Genomic DNA, 24,206 nt, shown 5'->3' with positions numbered 1-24,206 from the left:
GCCGCTCACTTGACGGGTTCGAGGACTTCAAGCCCGCCAAGATAGGGGCGCAGGGCCTCGGGAACACGAAGCGACCCATCGGCGAGCTGGTGGTTCTCAAGGATCGCGACGAGCCAACGGGTCGTCGCCAGCGTGCCGTTGAGGGTTGCGACCGGGAACATGCCGTCCTCGCGGCGCTCGCGAACGCCGAGACGACGGGCCTGGAATGTCGTGCAATTCGAGGTCGAGGTGACCTCCATGTACCGCGACTGGGTGGGCAGCCACGCCTCGCAATCGAACTTCCTGGCGGCGGAGGTGCCAAGATCACCTGCCGCCGTGTCAATGACCCGGTAAGGCAATTCGACCTTGCGGAGCATCTCCTCTTCCCAGGCGAGGAAGCGCTCGTGCTCTTCGGCGGCCTCTTCAGGGCGGCAGTAGGAGAACATTTCAGCCTTGTTGAACTGATGTACGCGGATGATGCCACGCGTGTCCTTGCCCGCTGAACCTGCTTCGCGGCGGTAGCAGGTCGACCAGCCGAGGTATCGCTTCGGACCCGCAGACAGGTCGAGGATTTCATCGCTGTGATAGCCGGCGAGGGCGACCTCGGAAGTGCCCGTGAGGTAAAGGTCGTCAGCAGGCAGGTAGTAAATCTCCTCCGAATGCTCGTTGAGGAAGCCGGTACCGCCCATCACCTGCGGGGTCACGAGGGTCGGGGTCATCATCGGGACGAAGCCCGCTGCGAGGGCCTGGTCGAGGGCCATCGTCATGAGCGCCAACTCCAGGCGGGCGCCAATTCCCTTGAGGTAGTAGAAACGGGCACCCGAGACTTTCGCACCGCGCTTCGTGTCGATCGCGTCGAGGCCCTCACCGATGGCGAGATGATCAGCGGGCTCAAAACCCTCGGCCGTAAAATCCCTGATCGCCGGACCCTCGTGGCGCAGGACCACGAAGTCCTCTTCACCTCCGACGGGCACGCCGTCGAGGACGAGGTTCGGCAGGAGGCGGGCGAGACGCTCAGCCTCAGCATCAGCCTCGTTCGCGCGCGCCTCCAAGGCCTTCACCTGCTCAGCGAGCTCTTTCGCTTTCGCGAGAATCGCGGGGCGTTCTTCCTTCGAGGCCTTGCCGACCGATTTCGAGATCTCCTTTTGAGAGGCGCGGAGCGACTCGAATTCCTGAAGGCTGGTGCGGCGAAGCGCGTCGGCCTCGAGAATGCGGTCGACGAGTTCGACGTCGCCGCCGCGAGCGCGCTGGGAGACGCGTGCGGGTTCGGGGTTCTCACGGAGTGCGCGAATATCGATCATGGCGCAATCCTAAGCCAGTCGGGCACCGAGTGATCGTCGCGGCCCAGGCGCTTGTTCTTAAGGAAGCGGCACAATCACGCAAACGCGTGTTGACTTCCTGCTGAGGGGCTCCTTGAAAACCTAGGGCCCCTCGAAAAGCGACCCTATCCTTGCTTGCTCTCAAGTAAGCAATTGCCGCATCTCGGCTGCAAATCTCGACACTTCCTCGCGTTCAAGGCGCTCGAGAAGATCTCCGAACCCCCATTTCGGGCCCTTTCGGCCGCTTCGAGTAACGATCACTTTCACAGAATCCTGGACAAGCCGAGGATTCAGATCGAGCAGGTCGAGGAGGAACTCGTCGGGATGGAGTACGTCGAGTTCACGCGGCACAAACGACTCGGGAAAATCGTTGATATTGAAGGTCACGATAACGTCGGCGCGTCCGGCAATTGCCGCCGCGACAACATGTCGGTCATTCGGATCGGGACCTTGGGGAACCTGATGTTCAAACTCTTCCCAATCCGCGATTTTGGCATCAGGCAGTGCCGCATTCATCTGCTTTGTCAGGCGTTTGACGTATTCCCTTGATTCCTGAGCATCACGCCCTCGTTTCTCGCTCAAGCGAAGAATCGTCCTCGTCATTTCATCTTCGATCCGCTCGCTTTACAGGGGCCGATATACGTTCGTCGTGCCCAACTCCAAAAGCAGGTCACGAAGAGTGCTCGGCACCAGAACACAAGCGTCAAGGAGAGCCGAGAAAGCCATACATCATTCCCCCGCTCGAATCCTCGCGAGGGCACGACGCGCTTCAGCAGGATCGATGTCGTAGGCTCCCATCGCTTGCCCGTCGGCAACCATGTCCGCAAGCGCCTCGTTCGCGCATCTGCGCTGTCGTTCCCTGTATTCGAGTACATCAGAAAGCAAAAGTCGACGATGACGTCTCACCTTCTCGAAGGGGATCTCTCCGGCTTCGAGCATCCTCACGAGGGTTGATCTGGACATTCCGAGGAAGTCAGCGGCCTCCTGCGTCGTCATTCGCGTATTCTGCGGAACGACGCTCACTGCGAGTCCCCGTTCCATTGCTCGGGCGACCGCGGTGAGGATATCAGCCATCTCCTTCGTCAATTCGATTCGTTTTCCCCCGACAAGCAGACACGCTTCGCCCGGCTCCTCCTCAAGGGCTTCAACCATCTTTGCGAAACGCTGGGTGACAAGCTCTTCAGGCAGGTAGGTACTCTCATGAGTTGGCATCGGAAGTCCACAACTCCTTTCACAATCGATTTGCGCGAATTGATCGTTTTGAGTGAATTGAGCCTATCGCCTCCGACTCAACAGGACAAGAGTTCACCTCCAGGGCACCGCAATCCATTCCTCCACCCCCAGCACGCCTACGGGCAATCGCGCAAGCGCTCACTCTGCTCAGCACCATTGCATCCTGCATGAGCCCAACGCTCCCACCGGACGGCAGATAATCTGGCAGCATGACTCTGGAGACCTGGATCCTCGTGGCCTTCCTTCTCGTCATCCTCATCGCCTTTGCGTGGATGATTCGTCTTCTCCTCGCCCAGTACGCCAGGCGCAGGGTTCGTCGCGAGGCGATGCTCACTCCCGCACCTGCGATGGATCCTGAGTGCGGATGCACGAGGCCGTGGGTGATCGTCAATCCCTCGAAGCACGCGGACCTCAATGCTTTCAAAGCGCAGGTCGAAAAAACTGCTGAGGAAATGGGGGTCCCCCAAGTCCAATGGTGTGAAACCAGCGTCGAAGACCCCGGCACCGGTCAGGCTCTTCGTGCGGTCGCCCTCGGCGCTTCTCTTGTGATCGCAGCCGGTGGTGACGGGACCGTTCGCGCGGTCGCGGCAGGCCTTGCCGGAATGGGGATCCGCATGGGCGTCATCCCCGTGGGAACCGGTAATCTTCTCGCGCGAAATCTCGAGCTTCCAATCGATGATGTACCAGCGGCTGTGCGGGTCGCCCTCGGCAATGAGCATCGTCTTGTGGACTGCGGGTGGCTGAGAGTCGATGGTGTTGAAGAGCCGTCCTCCCTGCCCGCAGAGGGCATGTTGGTGCGAGCCGCCCGCACTTGTCTGCGCGTCGATGAGGGGATTGAGCTGCCTGAGCCCGAGTCCCTTCCTTCAACGAACGAGTACTCCTTCGTCGTGATCTCCGGCCTCGGTTTCGACGGGGAGACCATGGCGAAGACGGACTCCGAGTTGAAGAAGCACATCGGCTGGGTCGCCTACGTCATTGCCGCCCTGGGGGCCATGACCACAGCGCGCACCGGGATGCGCGTGATTTTGCGTCGCCCCCGTCCGGCTGATGACCCTGTCGGCGATGCGCCTGCTTCCGAGGCCTCCAGCAGGGTCGTGTCGACCTCGGCGATTCTCGAGGGCGAAGAGCTTGCGAACGCGCCGGCGCAGGAAATGGCGTGGATCGAATCGAAGTCCCTCATGTTCGCGAACTGCGGGGATCTTCCGTACGTGACTCTTGCTCCGGGGGCGCGCCTGGATGATGGCCTTCTCGATGTGATCGCGGTCGACACTCAGGCGGGCCTACTCGGGTGGGCGGATCTGTCGTGGAAGATCCTCTTCCAAAGGCTCGGCCTCAAGGCCTTCAACCTGGCCAATTCGACCGGGCAGATTCACTTCCGCCAGGCCGAGGGGGTGTCCGTCTGCGCGCAAACACCGCAGACTGTGCAAGTTGACGGCGATCCTGTGGGGACGGCTACGACTGTGCACGTGCGCGTTGATCAGGGCGTATTGGATGTGTCCGTGCCGAAGGTCCTGTGAAGGCGCCCTCTGCCGGGTCGGCCGCGCCATCCTCATCTTCGACCTCGAGCCACAGCATCTTCGTTCTTGAGCCACAACATCTTTGACCTTGTGCCCCAACCTGCCTCATAAGCCCCAACTTGCCTCAGAAGAGGAGGGTTTGGCGAGAGCTGGGTGCTTGACGACCCGAAAAAGGAGGGGTTGACGACAAGTGGAGGGGATATACCCCCTCCACACATCGTTATCCCCTCCACTCACGCCGTCAGGCCGTCAGGCCGTCACGCTGTCAGACTGTCACGCTTTGACGATCCCTCACTCACGCACAAGGGAGTTGAGAAAAACCAACAAACCGGAAAACCCCGCTGGACAGTCGAACACCAAGCCCCGGATTGGGTCACAAGTCGGACACCGAGCGTCCACAAGTCCGACGATTCAAACCTTGACCTGGGGTTTCTTTCTTGAGTCGACAGATAGCGCTCGAGTTGTGGACAGCCACACCCGAACGGGTCACCAAAGGAGGGGTTGACGACACCCGCCAAGCGGACGCCGCTATGCGGAACACCGCTCGGATAGGCGAGCTTGGGTCCAAGTCACTCCCAGCTTCGCCTTAGGCTCCCCCTCCACTCCCCTTAGACCCCCCCCACTCCAAGATCAAGCCGCCGTCCCCTCGATCCCCCCGACCTCAAGCCACCTCCCGCAACCTCGAAGCACCCTCCACCTCGAACCACCCTCCCGCAACCTCGAAGCACCCTCCACCTCGAACCACCATCAACATCAGCAGAGCAAACCAGGTACCTCGAGCAACCACCCCCGGCCTCGAACCACCCTCCACCCGCAGACAGCATTTTGGAGGGGAAAACGAGCACAAGCACACCGACGCTATCACACCTGTTGAGCTCGCCCCTGCTCTCAAGCCTTGAGGGCTTAAACACACGAACTCTGGCGGATCTGCGAAGGACACACGCAGGCCCGAACATCGCCACCAAGAGAAAACACCTGCCACTTCCCTCTATTTTCTTCCCAAACTTCCTATAATGACGGGGCACACCCCATCATTTTGGGCATCTTCGTGGAACAACCCGATGCTCCACCGTCGCCCCGCAGCTGAAGAACGGATGAATATGACACTCTTACGTCGACTCACTCCCATCGTGGGCATTGCCCTCGCATTCTCACTGACCGCATGCTCGACCAACACGACTGCTCCCCAGTCGGATCCCTCAAGTACCTCCGAGCAAGTCAGCGCAAGCACCCGAACCGTCACCGACCTTCGCGGCGTCGAGGTCGAAATCCCCGCAACCGTCAACAAGGTCGCCGCCTCCTTCCCCGCGATGGAAGAGGCCTTCCTCATGCTGGGGGTCCAGGACAAGAACGTGTCCGCGATTGCGTCCAACCAGAAGAACCCGTGGATGCTCAAGCTGTATCCACAGATCGCGGACCTGCCGAACATCTTCGGCGAATCCGTCAACATGGAGTCCCTGCTGGCTGCAGCTCCCGATGTCGTGTTCGTCGGTGACGAGAAGACCCAGCAGAGCCTCATCGATGCCGGGATCCCCGCCGTCCAGAGCAACTTCAAGTCCGCTCAAGACGTCATCGACGGCCTGACCCTCATGGGCGAGATCTTCGGCGGAGACGCGCAGAAGATCGCCGCGAACCTCGTGTCTGATTACCAGACGAACATGAGCTTCGTGAAGGGCCGCACCGACGCCATTGCAACCGCAGACCGCCCCCGCGTCTTCTACGCGGCGAAGAACACCCTCAACACCGAGGGCGCAGGGAGCATCGTCACCGACTGGATCGAAATGGCCGGCGGCGTCAACGTTGCGACGGAAAACGGCATCGAAGGCACCTTCAAAGACATCACACTCGAGGACCTGCTCGCCTGGGATCCCGAGGTTATCGTCGCCCGCGACGCTGCGCACAAGACGGAGTACATGAGCGACTCGCGTTTCGCAGACCTCCAAGCCGTCAAGAACAACCGCGTCTACGTTAACCCCAAGGGTGTCTTCGTGTGGTGTGTACGCTCCGCAGACGAAGTCCTGCAGCCCGTGTGGGCCGCGACCGTCATCCAGCCCGAGCTCTTCGGCGACGTCGACATGAACAAGTACACCTACGACTTCTACTCGACCTACTACCACTACGACGCCAGCGACGAGGATCTGCAGTCGATCCTCTTCCCCACAGAGTGACACGACCATGACGAAGGGTTCCCAGGAGACTGGCGAGAGAGAAAGACCATCTATGGGTCGACAACGCGTCTGGCCACTGGTCGCCGCCCTATTCCTCCTCCTCGCCGCCCTGGGGGTCCTCGCCATGTGCCTGGGGAACTACCAGATATCCCCGCCGACGGTAGCGCGTATCCTCATCGGTACCCTCCCCGGTATCCACGTGGAGGTCACGTGGCCACACGCAGTCGAAACTGTCATCCTCCAGGTACGCCTGCCCCGAACCCTCGGGGCTGCCTGCGTCGGAGCGGCCCTCGCGCTCTCCGGTGCCACCTACCAGGGGGTGTTCCGCAACCCCCTCGTCTCCCCTGACCTGTTGGGAGTGTCGGCTGGCGCGTGCGTCGGCGCAGCAAGCGCGATCCTCCTGCACACCGGGCGCGCATCCTTGCAGATCCTGGCGCTCGCAACTGGCCTCGCGGCGGTCGCCCTCGCAACCTTCATTCCGCGTCTGCTGCGCAACACTTCAACGATGACCCTCATTCTCTCCGGCGTCATCGTGGCTGGACTGATGAACTCCACGCTCGGCCTGCTCAAGTACATTGCAGACCCGGAAACGGAACTCGCTGACATCACCTACTGGATGATGGGGTCCTTCTCGCAGATTAAGGGAAGCGAGGTGGCGATGGTCGCCCCCGTCATGTCGGTGGCCGCGCTCGTTCTCTTCGCCATGCGCTGGCGCGTCAACCTTCTTTCCCTGGGCGACCAGCAGGCCCAATCCCTTGGCGTCTCTCTCCGCTCGACGCGCCTGACCACAATCGTCTGCGCGACCGCACTGACCGGATGCGCCGTCTGTATTTCAGGCACGGTCGGATGGGTTGGCCTGGTCGTCCCGCACATCGGCCGCCTCATTGCCGGTCCCGACAACACGCGCCTCCTGCCCGTATCAGCCGTCATCGGAGGGATCTTCATGCTCGTGATCGACACCCTCGCGCGCACCCTCTCCGCCGCTGAAATACCCCTGTCGATCCTCACCGGCTTCATCGGTGCCCCCCTCTACATCTGGCTCCTCTTCCGAAACCGGGTGACCATCCAATGATGACGTCCATCCCCGGCACGCGAAGCGCAACCGCGGGAGCCGCTGTCTCGGAGCCTATCCTCATGGTCCACGGCCTCAGCTTCGCCTACGAGGGCGCCCCACCTGTGTTCGAGAAGGTGTCCTTCGACCTCGACGCTGGTCATTCCTTCACACTCTTAGGCCCCAACGGTGCCGGAAAATCGACACTACTGGGATGCCTAGCCGGCCAGCTCAAGCCCGAGGCGGGGGTTGTTCGCATCACCGGACGGGCACTGAGCGACATGAGCACAGGGGCCATCGCCAGGCGCATCGGTTTCGTCCCCCAAAGCCACGCATCCGTCTACGGCTACCGAGTCTTAGACTTCGTCGCCATGGGGCGCGCCCCCTATATCTCGCGATTCTCCATGCCCTCGAAGGAGGACTATCAGCGGGTTGCCGACACACTCAACGACCTGGGCATCACCCACCTCGCTGACAAGTCCTACACCGCCTTGTCCGGAGGTGAACGACAGCAGGTCATGTTCGCGCGCGTCCTCGTTCAAGATCCCCGGCTGATCCTGCTCGATGAACCGACCAGCGCCCTCGACTTCGGCAACCAGCTCAAGGTCATCCGCGTCGTGCGAGACCTCATCGAACGTGGCTACGCCGTCATTATGACGACGCACAACCCCGATCACGCGATCATGCTCAACGACCGCGTCGGAATCCTCGACCGCGAAGGATGCCTCACCGTCGGCAGCATGGGCGAGGTCGTCACTGAGGACACGCTCTCGCGCGTTTACAAGATACCCGTGCGCATCGTTGATGTCCCCGAGGTGGGGCGCCGTGCCGCCCTCGCGACTCTGTAAGACTCGGCGTCAGTAGCCCCGCTGCAAGAGTCGTAACCAGCTGCCCTGCTGCAAGAGTCGAAGGCACAGGCTCCTTGGGGCTCGAAAGCACCGGTTCTTCTATGGCGCGACAGCACCACTTCTGGTGCGACCGCTGCTCGAGTAGGGAGAGGGAGAGCCGGACGGGCGGGGAGAGTCAGCGGTCGCGATTGTCGCGGGCGAGCTCGGGTACGGGAGAGTCAATTGGGGCGGGGAAGGGAAAGCCGCACGACGAGGAAGCCAGCGAGTGACGCGCCACATGTGCAGCGGCCTCATAAGAGGGGTTTGGAGTGAGTTGGGGCTTGACGGCCTCACAAAAGGAGGGGGTAGCGAGACCCGACAAGCGAACACCCCCACAAAAGGAGGGGTTGGCGGGAGGTGGGTGCTTGACGGCCTGAAAAAGGAGGGCTTGGCGACAAGTGGAGGGGATATAACCCCTCCACACATCGTTATCCCCTCCACTCACGCCGTCAGGCCGTCACGCTGTCAGACTGTCACGCTTTGACGATCCCTCACTCACGCACAAGGGAGTTGAGAAAAACCAACAAACCGGAAAACCCCGCTGGACAGTCGAACACCAAGCCCCGGATTGGGTCACAAGTCGGACACAAAGCGTGCATAGCTCCGACGATTCAAACCTTGACCTGGGGTTTCCTCAAAGAGGTAAGGCATACGGTTCGACTTGTGGACAGCCGCCCCCTCAGGGGAGTCGAGGCCCCTTCAGCCCAGTCGAGGCCACCCCCTCAGCCCAGTCGAGACCGCGCCCTCAGCCGAGCAGCGGCCACGAGGGCGCAGGCGTGGAGGAATCAATGTGCATGCCATCGCCGCCGTGCAGCAGATCTGCGACCCACGCACGCCCCTTTTGGAAATCCTCATCCCTCGTTCCGGGCAGGACCACCGAGCGCCGACCGTCGACCCTCGGATATGAACCCATGAAGCGCACCTCCGGCGAATACCGGTGGAGGCCGACAAGGGCCGCCTGAACCCGCTCCTCGGCAATGTGGCCGACAATATCGATGCTGAAGGTGTAGTCACCCAGAGCATCTCCGCTGGGCCGAGATTCGATGCGCGACAGGTCGACACCGCGCACAGCGAACTGTTCGAGGAGAGTCAAGAGAGCGCCCGATTCGTTGACGGGCAAGGCGACCTGAATCGTCGTCTTGTCCGCTCCAGTCGGCGCCGGCAGATTCCCGGGGGGTGCGACAAGGACGAAACGCGTCACCGCGCCCGGGTTATCGGCAACATCTCTGAACAGGGCTTCGACCTCGTAAGTGTCGACTGAGACTGCAGAGCATAAGGCCGCATCGAAGTTCGCGTCGCCGTTCGCGAGCAGCTGCGCACCCGCGGCGGTTGAAGTCGTCGGGACGTGGATCGCGCCGGGGAAGGTCTGCTCAACCCAGTTCCGGCATTGGGCCCACGCATGAGGGTGGGTGCCGATCTTGTGCACATCCTCGGGCCGAGTGCCAGGGCGGACGACGAGCTGGAAAACGACCGGGACGACCATTTCCGCGATGATGACGAGCGGGTCTCCGTGCGCCAGCGAGTCGAGGGTCGCGTTCACACCACCTTCGATGGAGTTTTCGATCGGGGCGACTGCACGGTCCACCTCGCCGCGGCGCAGGGCCGCCAGTGCGTGCGGCGCGGAAGTCATCGGGACGAGTTCGGCACCTGCGGGCGCGATCTGTCGAACAGCCTGTTCAGTGAAGGTTCCGAAGGGGCCGAGGAAGCCGATGCGCATGCGCTCGCCCTTGGGCGCGGGACCGGGGATGTTCGTGGGCGCCGAGGGCGGGGCGGTTTCGCGCGATGACAGGGGGGTCGATGCGGCTTCCATGCGCCAAGGCTAACGAAGCCCGCTCCTGATCGCCTCCTGGTCTCCCGATGCGGGCTTGCCACTCCCAGCCCGGTTCACGCCCCCTAACCCCATCGGTCCACAGCCAGGCACCCCCTTCAGCCCCGAAGACGGCAACCATACCCGCAAAGGCTGGACAGGACGCTCGCATCCACCACGCCACGTTGACCCTGTACACACATTTCTGCTGCTAGCCCTCGCCTCATGCTCCCTGTCGAACTGGTACCCGCGACCTTGCCACTCAGCCGGACGCGCCACTCAGCCTTTACCCATCAAGCCTTTGCCCACGATCTCGCCGCAGGCCGTGATTCGGTAGAGCTTCGCAGTTCCCCCGTGATCGACCAACTCGAAACCCATCGAAGTGTCGACGCCGTACAGGCCAGGTGATCGCGTGGAACGCTTGAAGTTGTAGTACCAGCCGTCCTCGTCCTCGTAGAAGTGCGTGATGCCGAGTTCGCGGACCACCTCGCACACTTCCGGATCCGTGTGGATGTCCTTGAAGCGGTGAGCGAGGACCTGCTGCCAGCGCTCCCCACCATTGGTCATGCTCAGCTGCGGGAACACGGCCTCGTGCTGGCCGAGAACCTCCGTATAAGCGGCGCCCGCGATGGGGTCGCCCAAAACCAGGGAGTCGCCGGGGATTCGCAGGCGCATGCGGCGGATCATTGCGAGCTCAGCGGTGTCGGCCATACCGGGTTTTCCCAGTTTCTCGGGATCGTAGACATAGTCGGTGGCCGCCAATCGTGAGTCGAGTGCGCCGAAACCGCTGAGAGTCAAAAGGACGAGGCCGAGGGCGACCTTGACTTTCCAGGGGGCGAGCTGCGGGAGCGAAAAAGACTGTGCCGAGCCAGTTGCTCCTGAGAGGATCTTGTGCGCTATAGAGGCGAGAAAGTCGAAACCGAGCGCCATCAGCGGCACCATGGTGAGCCCGTGCGCACCCATGATGCGTCGGGCGTCCAAGTACCAGGGAGCGAGAAGGAAGGTTCGGACTTCACCGAGGGGCGCGTAGGCCAGCAGAGTCAGCACGCAGAACACGAGGTAAGCCGCAATCGGCCACAGGGGTTCTTCTGCTTTGAGCCAGTCTCGTGCTCTGAGCCACTCGCGCGGGTGCTCGCGGGTGAAAGGGGTTGCCTTGTCATCCCACAGGTCGTCGTCCCCAGATTCTTTGTCATCCCATGGGTCGTCATCCCACAGGTCGTCATGACTCCCCGGTTCGTTGTCATCCCACTGCCCGCCGCTCAGTGGCGGCTTAGAGTCTGAGGGCTTCTCATGTTCTCGCTCCGGTCCCTTTGTGATTGACGAGGACGAGGGTGCCCCTCCCCCTATCCCTCGAAGCTTTGGTGTCATGAGGCCGCTCAGGTAGGCGATGCCCAAGAGGACCAGTCCTGCCTGAAGGAGGATCATCATCGACATGGAGGTCGTCTCGGTGAAGGGCGGAGCGGGGGTGAACATGTGCGACAGGGCGTAAGACCAGGTGAATCCCGGACGCGGATACTCACCCATCGCGCGGATTTTGCTCGTCGTGAGCGCTAGGAAGGGCATGAGCGTTGCGGACGCAACAATCAGGGTGACAAGAATGACTCGAAGCCACGATCCTGAAGCCACAGCCCGCCGCAGGACTGTCACAGAGCCCGCGAGGAGCGCGGGAATGAGGAGGGCGGCGAGCACAAAAGCAGAGCTCGGATGCGCGGCGCTGGCCCCCGCCGCACCAAGCAGTAGGAAGATGCTCAAATAGAGCTCGCGTAGAAGAGGGCGGATACCTTCCTCGAAAGCGCCAGCGATGCGACGACCGAGGATGACCGCGAGCGCAACGACACCCGGCACTGCGGCCAAGCCCATCGCGTTGGGCCACTGGTTGTACATCGTGAGGTTATCGGCAGGCATGTCGAGCAACAGTCCGGCAAGGATTGGTGCTGCGAGGATCGCGCCGCGTCGACGGGTGATGACGCTCGTCAATGCGCTCGCTCCGAGGACCCACATGATCATGAGGACAATGGAGGAGGCGTTCGCCGCTCGGATGACTGTCGGGGAGGTGGAGAAGAGGGCGGTGAAGGCGTGCCAGGTCGTGGGGTAGAAGACGCTGCGCCCGCCGTAGAGGTCGGAGAGCCCTCCGAAGGGGGATGCCGATCCGAATTGGAGGATCGACCATACGCCGTTGAGGTGGAAGGTCGAGTCCCACTGCTGGGCCGGCAATTCTGGGTTCGCGTGCAGGAGCATCGGGAGGGCAGCTAAGAAGGAGCCCGCCGCAACCATCGCCCATATGGGTCCGCCGACTGGTTCAGGCTCGACTCGGCCCCTCGCTGCTCGGGCCTTCTCAAGTCCACTCGTTTCGGCTCCAGTCGTCGTGATGCAGCCCAGCTCCACGCGGCCCGGCTCGACTCGGCTCCTCGCCGCTCGCGCCTTGTCGAGTCCACTCGTCTCAGCTCGGCTCGGCTCCGCTCCCCCACGCCTCCGTTCCTCCAAAACATGGCGGATCGCACCTCGGGTGACTCGCCCTCCGGTGAGCTCTCGGGCCTTCGTGAAGACGAGGACGAGCGCGCCGAAGAGAGTGAGGATCCCGAGGACAGGGAGGACGTGTTCACGCTGCCAAGAGATGCCGACCCGCTCGAAGAGAATCGATAAAACAGTGATGAAGAAGAAGGTGACCGCCGGTGCGACCGCCAAGGAGATCAGAGGGGAGCGGACTTTGGCGTGCACCCAGAAAACAGCGGGGAGTACCGCCGCGATCAGCATCTCAATGATCGTCGGCGTGAGCATCCACCACTGTCCGAGCATCGACTACTCGCTCAGGTTCTCCGAGCTTGTCCTCGCCTCCTCCGAAGCAGCATCCAGGCAAGCAGTGTGAGAGGAATCGGCACTCGTGGAGCCGCCGTATGAGCGACTAACGTCGCCGACTAGCGCAGCATCAGGTTCCTCTTCTCCAGCGGCCTCGTCCTCGGGATTCAAGTCCTGGGCATTCAAGCCCTCAGCGCCAGAGTCCTGAGCCTTCGAGTCCTTAGAGCCCCGGTGGACAATGAACTCGATGATCATCGGGAGTAAGGACACCCCCACGATCGCCAAGATGATGAGCGAGAGGTGGTCGTGCACGAACGCAACCCCACCCAAGACTGAACCGAGGTAGGTAATTCCTGAACCCCACAGCAGCGCACCCAGGGAATTGAACACGAGGAACCTCGGGTAGGAATACCTCGCAATTCCGGCGGCCAGGGGGATGAAGGTGCGCACGAAGGGAATGAACCGGCCGATCACGAGGGCGCGGCCCCCATAGTCAGCGAAGTGGCGCTCAGCCTTGTCGAGGTACTCGGTTTTGAGGAATCGAGCGTCTGGGGAGAACAGCCTGCGGCCGAAGCGCGCACCGATCCAGTAGCCGATCTGGGCACCAATGAAGGCCGCAACGAAGGTCAGGGCGACGAGGGTCGGAAGGTGGAGGCCGAGTCGATCATGCAGCAGACCCGCCGTGAAAAGGAGAGAGTCGCCGGGAAGGACCGGGAAAAGGACTCCCGATTCGATGAGAACAATGCCGAGGGTCCCCCACAAGACCCAGGGACCCATCGCGAGGAGGAGGCCTTCAGGATCGTGGAACCAGCTCAGGAAAGTCTGAAGCCATGAAGCGTCAGCCATGGGAGAGAGGGCTTGGAGGATCACGCAGTCTCCTTGTGTCGGCGCCTAGAGCGTCTCCACACTACCCGCCCGTCGCTCGACAGTAAGATCAAGCCCATGGATAGTGGTGAAATGGGCACAACCCCTGAGACGCAGGACACTCCTTCCGCGTCCGTCGATGCCCCTGAAGCCCTCAAGCTTCCCCAGCCGAATCACGCTCCCTCTGCCCCTCAGAGCCCCGAGGCTCCCGCGGATTCCGAAGCCCCGGCGCTATCCACACGCCGCATCGTCCGGGAAGTCCGCTTTGCTGACCGTCCGACACCCCGACAACGGCGCCGCGCGGACCTCCTCGACGTTGTCCTCTCCATCCTCGGCATCGCCGCGACCTGGGCGATCGGAGTCTTCGCGAATGCCACCACTCAGGGCGTCACCGAAGATGTCCTCCACTTCCGTTTCATCCGCGAAATCCTCCTTCTGCCGATCACCCTCATTGAGGGCGGCGTCGTCCTCGTCGCCCCAATCGCGGTCGTCATTGCCCTCGCCCGCCGCCGTCGCCTCATAGCGATCCTCCAGGCGCTCGTCACGGGTCTGGTCGCCGCGCTCCTCGGCTGGGCGGCCCTGTACGCGACCTCCCTGCTTCCCCCCGAAATGACCGCGCCCCTCAGAGTCGCGAAAGCCGTCGCTCTGCAATCAGATTCCACCTCGACGGCAATCGGCATCAACCTCGTTGTCGTCGTGCTGTGCGCGCTGTTCACAGTCGCCGGAGAAATGCAGAACATGAAGACCGTCCGCTGGTCCTGGATCGGACTGTGGGTCATCGTCTTCCTCGGCGTCATGCGCTCCTCAATGACCCTGCCGAGTGCATTCCTCTCCGTCTTCCTCGGCCGAGCAGTCGGCTCAGCCGCACGCTGGATCTTCGGTTTCGAGGACCGACGCGCCTCCGCCAAGGACATTGTGCGAGCCCTGCTCGACATCGGAGTAAAACCCCTGTCCGTCATCCGCTCCGACCTCGACACCTCCCTCGAACCCCTGGAGTCCGCGACCCTCGGCGAAGACGAACGAGGCCGCTTGCACCTTCTCGACCGTGAACTCGAAGCAGGCGAATACACCGTGACTCGCCGTCCTGACTCCGATGGCAACCGCCACTACCAGGCCCTCACCGAAGACGGCTCCACCGTGGAAGCCGTCGTCTTAGATCCTGGGCGCGAGATTCTCGGAACGATCGTTGACGTGTGGAACAATCTGCGACTAAGGGGGATCAGCCGTTGGATTTCCCTGTCGTTGAAGGCGACAGCTGAACGCGCCACCCTCGCTTCCCTCTGTGCGCGCAAGGCTGGAGTCCGCACGCCCGAGGTCGTCGGCATCGCTTTGGCCGGGGATTCCTTCATCTGCGTTTCCAAAGCCCTTCCACCCACAGTCCCGCTGGCTCAGCTTCCCTCGGAAACAATCCCGGACTCCGTCCTCGATGATGCGTGGCGTCAACTCCAGGCCGCCCACTCGCACGGAATTACGCACCGCGACCTTGATGAGAACTCGATCGTCCTCGACGAATCAGGGGCCCTGTGGATCGTCGATTGGGAGCGCGGCGAGGTTGCCACCACCGAACTGAACCGCAGGATTGACATCGCGCAGATGCTCGTCGTCCTCTCCCAGGCGGCGACCCCCGAACGGGCGCTCGCCTCCGCGCGCCGCATCCTCGACGAACGCTCCTTGACCACCGCCGCTCCGCTCCTTCAAACGGCGGTCATGCCCTCATCCATACGCTCGACCCTGCGGCGCGGAGATTTCCTTGAAAACCTACGCGGCCTCGTCCTCGGAACCGAAGAGGCCGAGGGCGTAGAACTCACGAATGTCCAAAGGTTCGCCCCACGCACTGTAATCATGGTGACCGTCTTGTTCACCGCGCTCGTCGTCGTCCTCGGCTCGCTGAACTTCGAAGACATTGCCGTTGCCGTCACTCAGGCGGACCCGATGTGGATGGCGATCTCCTTCGGACTGGCCTGCCTGACCTGGGTGGGTGGCGCGATCCCGCTCATGGCCCTCAGCCCCGTGAAGCTGCGCTTCCGAGATGCAGTGAGCGCTCAGGTCGCGGCGTCAATTGCGACGATTGTGGCTCCCGCGGGAGTGGGACCGGCTGTCGTGAACCTGCGCCTATTGAAGAAGAAACGCGTCAACACGGTGGTTGCTGCAACAACTGTCACTTTGCAGCAGCTGCTCCAGCTGTTCATCATGCTGGGCTTCCTGCTCCTCGTCATGGTCCTCTCGGGCAATTCCCTGTCCGTCCAGCTCCCCTACGCCACGATCCTCGCCGTTGTGGTGCTGGTCATCGTGGTGATCGGCATCGCCTTATCCGTCCCGAAGTTCCGCCAGTGGATCTGGGCGAAAATCAAACGGACGTGGACGCAGGTGTTCCCACGACTTATCTGGATCGTCGGGCAACCGAAGAGACTCGCTGCAATCCTTGGCGGCAACGTCATCATGAACATCGGGTTCATTGGAGCCTTCTGGGCCGCCCTGACAGCCATGGGCGGGTCGATGGATTTTCTGCCCCTGGCGCTCACCTACCTCGCCTCGAACTCCTTGGGCTCAGTGATCCCCTCGCCTGGTGGTATTGGCCCGGTTGAGGCGGCCCTGACGGCGGGTCTGCAGGTTGCGGGGGTGTCGCTATCGATCGGCCTGCCGACGGCGGTGCTCTATCGCCTCGTCACTTTCTACGGGCGCATTCCCTTCGGCTGGGTCGCGATGAAGTGGATGGAGCACAAGGATCTGCTCTGATCCCAGGCGTTGTCTCTAGCGTTGCCCCTGATCCCTAGCGTTGTGCCTAGCGGATGACAGGCCTGCTCAGAGCCGATGCGCCGTCCACACGAGGGTCCAGTACGGGAGCAGGATCCTCGAGCCTTTCGGACGCCCCAAGTGCTCATGCAGGTACCAGCGCAGATTCGCTTGCATCCGCCGACGCCCGGCCTCGTCTTGTTTCAGGTAGGAGGAGCGGGTCGTTCCCAGTTCGAGGATCTGCTCGGGAGTCATCGCCTCCTCCCATGTGACGAGTTTGAGCTCAGGGCGTGAAAACGCGTCTCCGAAGTCCGGTCGGTCCTCGGGCCGATGGACGTCCCCTGATCGCATGATTCGCGTCAGCCTGTGAACCCAGGGGATCGATACATCCATCTGATTCCACACTGCCGCGAGCACTCCACCAGGAGAGAGGATCCTCGCCGCCTCGGCCGCTGCCCGGACAGGGTCGACCCAGTGCCAGGATTGGGCGAAGACGACGAGATCGAGGGTGCCATCAGCCAAGCCGGTCGCTTCGGCGCTCGCGGCGCGCACGGCAATGGTTTCGCTATCGCCTCGGGTACCTTGGTTCTGCCGCATTGTCGATGGAGCGGATGCGGCGTCCTCGTCAAGGAGGATGAATCCTTCTTGAATGAGGTCTTCCCTCATGTGCTGGCGCATCGCCTCCGAGGGCTCCAGCGCTACGACGCTAAGGCCCCGTCGGGCGAGGAGTTGCGTCATTTTTCCCGTTCCCGCACCGATGTCGGCGACGAAATGTGCCCGGTGTCCCAAAGAGGCCTCTGCCTCGTTCAGGAGGGCGTCGAGGACGGGGCTCGGGTAGGCGGGTCTGACGGCGCCGTATCTCGGTGCCTCGACCTCGAAGGGGTTAGTGGATTCCACCTGGGGATCTTATCGGGCCTGCGGAAAAGGGATGCGGCCGATCTGGCTCGAGTGCTCGCTTCACCGCAGGTGATCAGGCGTGGGCGGATCCGCCCCTCAGGTGTTGAAGAATGCGCCGCTGTTGAAGCATGCGCCGATCGCCTCAGGTGATGACAAGGAGGTCTGCGTAGGCACGTGGATCCGCGGCTGCCTTCGCCGACGAGATCCCCACCGCCCTCAGATCCGCATGGGCGCGCGGATCCGCCTCCATTCTTGTTCGACGTTGCTGTAGGTCTGCCCTCAGATCCGCGTGAGCGCGCGGGTCCGTGTCTGCTCTTGCGACGAGCTGTGTCGTGTTCCCTCCCGGCCTCGGTCCCGCAAGACGCCCCAGGTCCTGTTCAGCCCACGTCTCCCACCACGCGCGGAACATCTCTCCATCGCGTCCGATCGCCCGCCGGTAGCGTTCTTTCTCGCCTCCAGCGGCCTCAACCCACAGGGCGATGGCGGCGTATCGACGCGATTCTCGCGTCAGGGCACCGCAGCCCTCAATAATCAGGGGAGCTCCCGCTTCGATGATGAGTTCTTCGCCGCGGGATTCACTCTCCCAGTCCCAGGGTCGGTAGCGTGCTGGGCGTGCTTCTGCGAGGTCTTTGGCGATTCTGGAGGCGATTGTGCTCCCCGCGTCCAGACCGTGCCATCCCTCGTACAGGGAGTCGAGGGCGAGGACGCGCACAGACTCAACAGGGCCGTGGGAAGCGAAGTCGCCGCTCAGGGAGGAGGCGAGGGAGCGAGCGAGCGCTTGTGCGAGAGTGCTTTTTCCCGCTCCGGACAGGCCATCGATAAGGATGATCGGTGTGGCCGGGCGCGACTTCTCATCGCCACCTTCCTGGGTTCTGTCGGGATCCTGCTCCTCCCCCAGGCTGTGGCTTGCCCGTCGATTGTGGCCCGTCTGCACGTCATTGCCCTGCAGGAGGTTCTGGCCTGTCTGGAAACTCTTGTCCTGGACAAGGTTGTTGCCCGTCTGCTGGGCCTCTGCCTCCCCTGTGATTGGCCTCTTCCATGGACTGTTGGCTGTTGTTCTTTCTTGCGTCGCACTGTCAAACGGGTGCGACGACTTCCCCTGGGCAGGAGCGTCTTTGACGGTGGAAGTATCTCCTGTTCGAAGAGGATTGTGCAGGGAGCGGATTGCATTCATGCAGGAATCGAGGAGAGCCTCAGGTAAGGCATCGCTCCCGTCCCAATGGACCTCGATTCGCTTCTCCTGCCAGTACGAGCGAGCCTCGATATGAGTCTTGGTTGGAGTTTTCGCTGGATGGATCTGTGGAAGATCATGGCCCTTGGGAGGCTTTCGGCAAGATTCTTCTCCACACAGCTCGACGCGTTTTCGCACCTCGTGGGCCTGAAGAGATTCACCTTCCCCATAAGAGTGCGCACACGCCCTCGACTCATCTCGCTTGTGTGCGCCACTGGCGCCCGAGGCTATCGGCACGCGAGGATCCGCCGCACCCGCGCCACCAGCGCCCAAGGCACCCACCTCCCAAGCATCCGCCAGCTCCTCTTCTCCAGCATCCAGGGCACCTATCGCGCCAGTGCCTGTCGGCTCCTCTTCTCCAGAGTCGCTTACTCCCCTTTCCTCAGCGTTGAGCACTCCCACCCTCGTCACCGCCCGATGAGTTCAAAAGACCCGCTGAGGACTGACGCCGTCAAAGCTGCAGTGGGAATGATGAGGGCGACGAGCATCATCACGGCGTCCGCCATTCCGACATGAGAAGGGCGCGCCCATGTCCTCGTCCTCGCCGTCCCAAAACCTCGGGCTTCCATTGTCAGCGAGAGCTTCGCTGATCGACGCAGTGCGAACACCAAGAGGGAGAAGGAACCTCTCAGAGCGGAGACCACTACCCTCGCATCGCCGATTCCTCGGATGCGCCGCGCCTGCTCCAAAGCCTTCCAATCGGCCGCCATCAATCCCGTCATGCGCGCAGCTGCGAGAGTGGCGAGCACGGGACGTGCAGGCATGTGGAGGACCTGGGAAAGACCATCTGCCATATCGGTTGGATCGATCTTCGACAAAAGGATGATCGCGGGCGCTCCCACAGCGAGGACGCGCACAAGGATCCCCAGCGCCAAGCGAATCGAGCGTTCAGAAATGATCGCTGGGCCGAGGGACCAGAAGATCTCTCCCCCTGGGTTTGCGTACAGGAGCATCGAGAGCGCAGCGATTGGGGCGGCGATCAGGAGGGGGATCATCCTCAGGGCAAGGGTCGTGGGCCTGATCTGAGCGAGGGGGAGGAGCAGGATTTCGAGGCCGAGGGCGATGCCCGCAGAAATTGGATCGATGGTGATGAGGAGCGGGGTCGTCATGACGATCAGGGCGAGGACCTGCGTCACGGGATTGACCCTGTTGAGGAGCCTGCGTCTGCGCGAGGGGGCATCGAGCCGTGTCGATGGGGCTTTGTGCTCGGCTGCGCTGCGCACCTGGGCAAAGGAGGCGGCCTCATTGTCGTTTGAAGGCCCGTTTTCGGTCCGGGCTGCGTTCTCACTCAAAGCCAGGGGGTCATTCCGGGTTCCGCCCCCACTCAAAGTCGGGCTGTCATTCCGTGTCGCACTCTGTCTCGGGGAAGCCGTCTCACGCAGGCCTTCGTTCTCACTCCAGGTTCGATTCTCACCCGTCGGATTCGTCCTGTTCACACCCCCGTTCTCGCTCGCGCCTCTGGAGTTGTTCTTCGCTCCCTCGGTGCCCCCGAGGTTCTCAGTGCTCCTGCTGTTCCCAGCATTCCCGGCACTCCGGGAAGTACCGACGCTCCCAGAGTTCCCGGTACTCCGGGCACTCCGAGCAGTCCCGGTGTTCCCAGCATGACCGGGTGCGCCAATGTCGGAAAGATCGATCACCGTATCCCCCATGGCGGCGACATAGGCAGGATCATGGGTGATCGACACGAGGGTCGTCCCCCGGTCACGTGCATCTCGTAGGAGTCGGACGAGCTCGATCCACGTCCCCCGGTCCTGACCGAAGGTCGGCTCATCGAGGATGAGGAGCTCGGGGGCGCTGATGAGCGCGCTCGCAACCGAGAGTCGACGCTTCTCCCCGCCGGAAAGTGTCATGGGATTCGCCTCGGCGAGGGCGCTGAGTCCCAGGGCCTTCAGATGCTCCTCAACGAGGGGCGCGAGCTCGTCTTCGGACATTCCGGCTTGCCGCGGCCCGATTTCGAGTTCCTCGCGGACGCTTCGCGCGAGGAACTGGTACTCGGGCTCTTGGAAGACCATCGAGATCCGGCCCAAAAGGTCGGCGGAGCGCCACTGGTGGGGGTCCGCCGAGGCGGAGCGCACGGGGTTTCGGGGGACTGCGGAAACGTTTCCATCAAGGGCAGGTAAAAGCCCCGCGAGAGTGAGGCCCAGAGTTGATTTCCCTGTGCCATTCGGCCCGATAATGCAAGTCGATTGCCCTCTGGCGATATCAAGGTTGATTCCGGTGCGAATGGGATGCTCGGGGTCGTATCCGATCGTCAGGCCACGCACGGAAAGGATCGGATCGGAGGGACTCGTCTCATGACGCCGTTTCTCCGGCGCCCCGACTACGGCAGCGACGTCGTCTCCGGGAAGCCAGATCCCCTGTTCTTTCAGGAGGCTTCCCTGCTCGGCGAGGATACGGTCAACGGGCCCATCAGCGGCGATCCTCCCGCCGAGGATGACGATGATCCTGTCGACGAGGCCGGCCCACACGTCGACGCGATGCTCAACGACGACAAGGGTGGCTCCGCTTGCGGCCAGGACCCCTTCGACTGCGTCACGAACCTCGGCCACTCCGACAGGGTCAAGGTTCGCGGTGGGTTCATCGAGGATGAGGAGCCCCGGACGCATGGCGAGGATCGCGGCGAGGGCGAGCCTTTGCTTCTGCCCTCCAGACAAAGCCGAGGTGGGATGGTCGAAGGGGAGGCCGAGGCCAACCTCTTCGAGGGCTTGTCCCACTCTCGGCCAGATCTGCTCGCGCGGAACGCTGAGGTTCTCCATCGGGAAGGCGACGTCGTCGCCGACGCGGGCGAGCACGACTTGCGCCTCCGGGTCCTGCATGACCAATCCGATGCGGCCCCGCTGCTGTTCCGAAGGCATGCCGTCGACGCTCAGGCTTCCCCGCGCTTCGCCCTCGTCCTCGCCTCCGAGGATTCCGGCAAGTCCCGCGAGGAGCGTGGACTTACCAGAGCCTGAGGGGCCGAGGATGAGGACGCGCTCACCTGGGGCGATGTCCAAGTCGATGCTGTTGAGGGCCCAGGCGTGGCGGCCGCCGTGGCGCCATCCCCAGGCTCGGGCCTCGACGCGAGCACCCGCTTCTTCGGTTTTCACGAGGAAGCCCGTGGGGCGGGGCTCAGACACGGGCGCGGGCTTCGCGTCCTGCGGCGAAGCGGTCGAGGGCGCCGGTCGCGGCGAGGGCTTTGACGAGAAGCCAGGCGACGAGCCCGCCGAGGACGAGGCCAGACAGGATGCAGCAGATCAGGTAGGTGATGAGGAATGCCGGTCCCATCGCGAGATTCCCGGCGGTGAACAGTTCGAGGACCCACGCGGCGACTCCCGCGCACAGGCCGGACAGGGCCGCGATACTCGCGTTGTAACGGCGGTACATGAAGATCAAGAAGATGAGTTCGGCGCCGAGTCCTTGGGCGATTCCCGAGTAGAGGGTGCCGATGCCCCACTGGGAACCGAGGGCTGCTGAGACGGAAGCGGCAATGACTTCGACGAGGATGGCGGCTCCGGGTTTGCGGATGATGAGGCCACCAAGGGTCCCGCCGAGGAGCCAGATCCCCAGGACGAGGCCGCCGATTCCGGGGGTGAGGGCGTCGAGCACGGAGTAGCCCAGACCACCGATCTGATTCCAGACGAGGAAGATCAGGCCGCAGGCGACGCCGAGGACGGCGGCAGTGACCATGTCGACGACGCGCCAGTTGAGACGCGGAGCGGAAGTGGAAGTGGTGGTGCCCATGCTGGGGGTTCTCCTCTCGTTCACAGCACGGTGCGCACGAGCAGGCAGCCTCCCTACGCCGGTATGAGCCGGTTCAGGTTCGACGGTCGAGGGCGAGGGCCCTCCTCTCAACCCGGTTCTTCCAGGTTCCCGTGGCACTGGTTCAAGCCTACTCTCCCGCAGCCTCGAAGCGCGAAGTCAGGGCATTGTCCAGCCCAGTACGAGGCCTCGGCTCCAAGCGCACTGAGCCCTAAATTCGATGCCGGGACACCATGCGAGGACCACCCATCCTTCAAAAGGAGGGCCCCAAGAAGAGGGAAGACCCCCAAGAAAAGGAGGGTTTCACGACTTGTGGAGGGGATATAAACCCTCCACTTGCCGCCAACCCCTCCACTCGCGCATCACGGCGCGATCGCGCATGCCCCTGCCATGAGCGCGCCACGCGAAGCGACGCCTCCACGCAAGAAGGGCTCAGACACCCTGGTGAGGGGTGGTCGGGGATCGGAAGACATTTCCCCACAAGAAGGGCTCAGAACTGCACTACGCTGTCGGTAACGTCCAGGCCGCCCTCCACGCAAGAAAAGGCTCAGAAGTCTTCGAGCTGCCCCATCTCCGCCCGCTTGAGCATGCGGTGACGATGCACGAGCGCCGCCACAGTCACAGCACCGATCCACACCAAAGAGGGAACCAATCCTGCCCGGGTATCGGGGAAAAGCCCGAGGACGACAACCATGATCGCCATGAAGCCAAGGACCAACCACGCAGAAGCCGCTCCCCCGGGAGCCTTGAAGGTCGAAACCTCGTGCAGGTGGGGGCGCTTCTTCAGGTAGATCAGGTAGGAGACGACAATGACGACCCACACGCCCATGAACAGCGTCGCAGACATCGAGGTGACCAGTGTGAAAGCTGCGGAGATCGAATCGCCCGACGCCATGAGAATGATCGCGCTGAGCAGGAACACGCAGGAGAGGAACAGGGCGTTTCTGGGAACGTGACGCTTCGACAGTTGGGAGAACACCTTCGGCGCATCCCCTCGGTTCGCGAGTCCGAAGAGCATGCGCGACGTCGAGTAAATCCCCGAGTTCGCCGAGGAGGCTGCCGAAGTCAAGACCACGAGGTTGACGATCGTTGCGGCTGCACCTAGGCCCGTCATTGAGAACATCGTGACGAAAGGCGAACGCTCAGGATCCACCTGGTCCCAGGGAGTGACCATCATGATCGCAGCAAGCGCGGCGACGTAAAACAACATGATGCGGATCGGGATCGAATTGATCGCCTTCGGCAGAGTCTTCACAGGGTCTGCAGTCTCGGCGACAGTGGTGCCGACCAGTTCAATGCCCACGAAAGCGAAAAGAGCGATCTGAAAACCGCCAAGGAAACCCATCACGCCTTTCGGGAAGAAACCTCCGTGCGACCAAAGATTCGAGGCCGCGGCAGCGGTTCCGGCCTCGTCGATGGTGCCCATAAGGACCATTCCGATTCCCACGAAGACGAGGGCGAGGATCGCGATGATCTTCACGAGGGCGAACCAGAACTCTGTTTCACCGAAGGCCTTGACCGTCATCGCATTGAGTGTGAAGAGCAGGGCCGTCATGATCACAATCGGGATCCACGCAGGCGTTGTGGGCCACCAAAAGCGGATGTAACCGGTGATCGCGACCATGTCCGCGACACCGGTGACGACCCAGCACATCCAGTAGGTCCACCCCGTGACGAAACCGGCCCAGGGGCCAATGAGGTCACGCGCAATGTCGGCGAAAGTCGTGTAGCGCGAGTCGGAGAGGAAAAGCTCTCCCATGGCTCGCATGAAGAGGAAGAGGACGGCTCCGATGATGGTGTAGACGAAGAGGACCGAGGGTCCCGCGGTCGCGATCGTTTTGCCCGAGCCCATGAACAGGCCCGTGCCGATTGCTCCGCCGATTGCAATGAGCTGGACGTGACGGTTCTGCAAAGTGCGCTGCAGATCCTGTGTCCCTGACACGGCTGCGGTGTCCTTCGCGGTCATCGGACTCCTTCAAGATCGGA

General features: G+C 62.5%; 15 protein-coding genes, 1 pseudogene and 1 riboswitch. Of the genes and pseudogenes, 5 read left to right on the top strand and 11 right to left on the bottom strand.

From position 1 onward, the window contains the following. Nucleotides 1–5: 5 nt before the first annotated feature. The 3 genes from serS to JFX23_RS04930 all read right to left on the bottom strand — a co-directional run bounded on the left by serS (nt 6) and on the right by JFX23_RS04930 (nt 2,510). Nucleotides 6–1,280, bottom strand: coding sequence for a serine--tRNA ligase (gene serS / locus JFX23_RS04940; RefSeq protein WP_198775976.1), 1,275 nt, complete (start codon nt 1,278–1,280; stop codon nt 6–8). 159 nt (nt 1,281–1,439) lie between these two features. Next, entirely contained in the window at nt 1,440–1,901 is a 462-nt protein-coding gene (locus tag JFX23_RS04935; RefSeq protein ID WP_269815687.1) for a PIN domain-containing protein, read from the bottom strand. Between the two features lie 126 nt (nt 1,902–2,027). Continuing rightward, a complete protein-coding gene (locus tag JFX23_RS04930) occupies nt 2,028–2,510 on the bottom strand; it encodes a helix-turn-helix domain-containing protein (protein ID WP_198775975.1) in 483 nt (160 codons plus the stop codon). A 230-nt stretch (nt 2,511–2,740) separates the two neighbouring features. Here JFX23_RS04930 and JFX23_RS04925 point away from each other — a divergent pair, with 230 nt between their 5' ends. The 4 genes from JFX23_RS04925 (at nt 2,741) to JFX23_RS04910 (ending at nt 8,115) form a co-directional block, all read left to right on the top strand. Beyond that, complete coding sequence (locus tag JFX23_RS04925) at nt 2,741–4,048, top strand: diacylglycerol/lipid kinase family protein (RefSeq protein WP_198775974.1); 1,308 nt, start codon at nt 2,741–2,743, stop codon at nt 4,046–4,048. Between the two features lie 1,100 nt (nt 4,049–5,148). Beyond that, on the top strand, nt 5,149–6,216 hold the full coding sequence (locus tag JFX23_RS04920) for an ABC transporter substrate-binding protein (RefSeq protein WP_198775973.1): 1,068 nt from the start codon (nt 5,149–5,151) through the stop codon (nt 6,214–6,216). Nucleotides 6,217–6,268: 52 nt separating this feature from the next. Further along, nucleotides 6,269–7,288 (top strand): FecCD family ABC transporter permease, encoded by a 1,020-nt coding sequence (locus JFX23_RS04915; RefSeq protein WP_198775972.1) that lies wholly within the window; start codon nt 6,269–6,271, stop codon nt 7,286–7,288. After that, complete coding sequence (locus JFX23_RS04910; RefSeq protein ID WP_198775971.1) at nt 7,288–8,115, top strand: ABC transporter ATP-binding protein; 828 nt, start codon at nt 7,288–7,290, stop codon at nt 8,113–8,115. Before JFX23_RS04915 ends, JFX23_RS04910 begins: the two co-directional genes overlap by 1 nt. 784 nt (nt 8,116–8,899) lie before the next feature. Here the strand turns inward: JFX23_RS04910 and pheA are convergent. The 3 genes and pseudogenes from pheA to JFX23_RS04895 all read right to left on the bottom strand — a co-directional run. Beyond that, a complete protein-coding gene (gene pheA, locus JFX23_RS04905) occupies nt 8,900–9,964 on the bottom strand; it encodes a prephenate dehydratase (protein ID WP_198775970.1) in 1,065 nt (354 codons plus the stop codon). Between the two features lie 276 nt (nt 9,965–10,240). Next, a complete protein-coding gene (locus JFX23_RS04900; protein ID WP_198775969.1) occupies nt 10,241–12,757 on the bottom strand; it encodes a DUF6541 family protein in 2,517 nt (838 codons plus the stop codon). A gap of 210 nt (nt 12,758–12,967) precedes the next feature. Continuing rightward, nucleotides 12,968–13,603, bottom strand: a pseudogene (locus tag JFX23_RS04895) (DedA family protein); the annotation flags it as partial. 96 nt (nt 13,604–13,699) lie between these two features. Here JFX23_RS04895 and JFX23_RS04890 point away from each other — a divergent pair. Further along, nucleotides 13,700–16,357: a lysylphosphatidylglycerol synthase transmembrane domain-containing protein gene (locus JFX23_RS04890; RefSeq protein ID WP_233050591.1), complete on the top strand. Its 2,658-nt coding sequence runs from the start codon at nt 13,700–13,702 to the stop codon at nt 16,355–16,357. Between the two features lie 66 nt (nt 16,358–16,423). Here the strand turns inward: JFX23_RS04890 and JFX23_RS04885 are convergent, their stop codons facing one another. The 5 genes from JFX23_RS04885 to JFX23_RS04865 form a co-directional block, all read right to left on the bottom strand. After that, a complete protein-coding gene (locus tag JFX23_RS04885; RefSeq protein WP_198775968.1) occupies nt 16,424–17,251 on the bottom strand; it encodes a class I SAM-dependent methyltransferase in 828 nt (275 codons plus the stop codon). Between the two features lie 142 nt (nt 17,252–17,393). Then, nucleotides 17,394–18,185 (bottom strand): nucleoside/nucleotide kinase family protein, encoded by a 792-nt coding sequence (locus JFX23_RS04880; protein WP_198775967.1) that lies wholly within the window; start codon nt 18,183–18,185, stop codon nt 17,394–17,396. Nucleotides 18,186–18,889: 704 nt separating this feature from the next. Then, entirely contained in the window at nt 18,890–21,598 is a 2,709-nt protein-coding gene (locus tag JFX23_RS04875; protein WP_198775966.1) for an ATP-binding cassette domain-containing protein, read from the bottom strand. Beyond that, entirely contained in the window at nt 21,591–22,202 is a 612-nt protein-coding gene (locus JFX23_RS04870) for an ECF transporter S component (protein WP_198775965.1), read from the bottom strand. Before JFX23_RS04870 ends, JFX23_RS04875 begins: the two co-directional genes overlap by 8 nt. A 33-nt stretch (nt 22,203–22,235) precedes the next feature. Next, nucleotides 22,236–22,345: riboswitch (TPP riboswitch) on the bottom strand. A 422-nt stretch (nt 22,346–22,767) separates the two neighbouring features. After that, entirely contained in the window at nt 22,768–24,186 is a 1,419-nt protein-coding gene (locus tag JFX23_RS04865; protein WP_198775964.1) for an amino acid permease, read from the bottom strand. Between the last annotated feature and the right edge of the window lie 20 nt (nt 24,187–24,206).

The sequence above is a fragment of the Schaalia cardiffensis genome, from assembly GCF_016405145.1.
Taxonomy (GTDB): domain Bacteria; phylum Actinomycetota; class Actinomycetes; order Actinomycetales; family Actinomycetaceae; genus Pauljensenia; species Pauljensenia cardiffensis.
Note: the sequence above shows the minus strand (reverse complement) of the source record. Positions and strands in the feature narration are given on the sequence as shown.

Bases quoted from the DNA above. Each gene is read 5' to 3' on its own strand.
- serS (WP_198775976.1), bottom strand. From the start codon at position 1,280: ATGATCGATATTCGCGCACTCCGTGAGAACCCCGAACCCGCACGCGTC.
- JFX23_RS04935 (WP_269815687.1), bottom strand. From the start codon at position 1,901: ATGACGAGGACGATTCTTCGCTTGAGCGAGAAACGAGGGCGTGATGCT.
- JFX23_RS04930 (WP_198775975.1), bottom strand. From the start codon at position 2,510: ATGCCAACTCATGAGAGTACCTACCTGCCTGAAGAGCTTGTCACCCAG.
- JFX23_RS04925 (WP_198775974.1), top strand. From the start codon at position 2,741: ATGACTCTGGAGACCTGGATCCTCGTGGCCTTCCTTCTCGTCATCCTC.
- JFX23_RS04920 (WP_198775973.1), top strand. From the start codon at position 5,149: ATGACACTCTTACGTCGACTCACTCCCATCGTGGGCATTGCCCTCGCA.
- JFX23_RS04915 (WP_198775972.1), top strand. From the start codon at position 6,269: ATGGGTCGACAACGCGTCTGGCCACTGGTCGCCGCCCTATTCCTCCTC.
- JFX23_RS04910 (WP_198775971.1), top strand. From the start codon at position 7,288: ATGACGTCCATCCCCGGCACGCGAAGCGCAACCGCGGGAGCCGCTGTC.
- pheA (WP_198775970.1), bottom strand. From the start codon at position 9,964: ATGGAAGCCGCATCGACCCCCCTGTCATCGCGCGAAACCGCCCCGCCC.
- JFX23_RS04900 (WP_198775969.1), bottom strand. From the start codon at position 12,757: ATGCTCGGACAGTGGTGGATGCTCACGCCGACGATCATTGAGATGCTG.
- JFX23_RS04890 (WP_233050591.1), top strand. From the start codon at position 13,700: ATGGATAGTGGTGAAATGGGCACAACCCCTGAGACGCAGGACACTCCT.
- JFX23_RS04870 (WP_198775965.1), bottom strand. From the start codon at position 22,202: ATGGGCACCACCACTTCCACTTCCGCTCCGCGTCTCAACTGGCGCGTC.
- JFX23_RS04865 (WP_198775964.1), bottom strand. From the start codon at position 24,186: ATGACCGCGAAGGACACCGCAGCCGTGTCAGGGACACAGGATCTGCAG.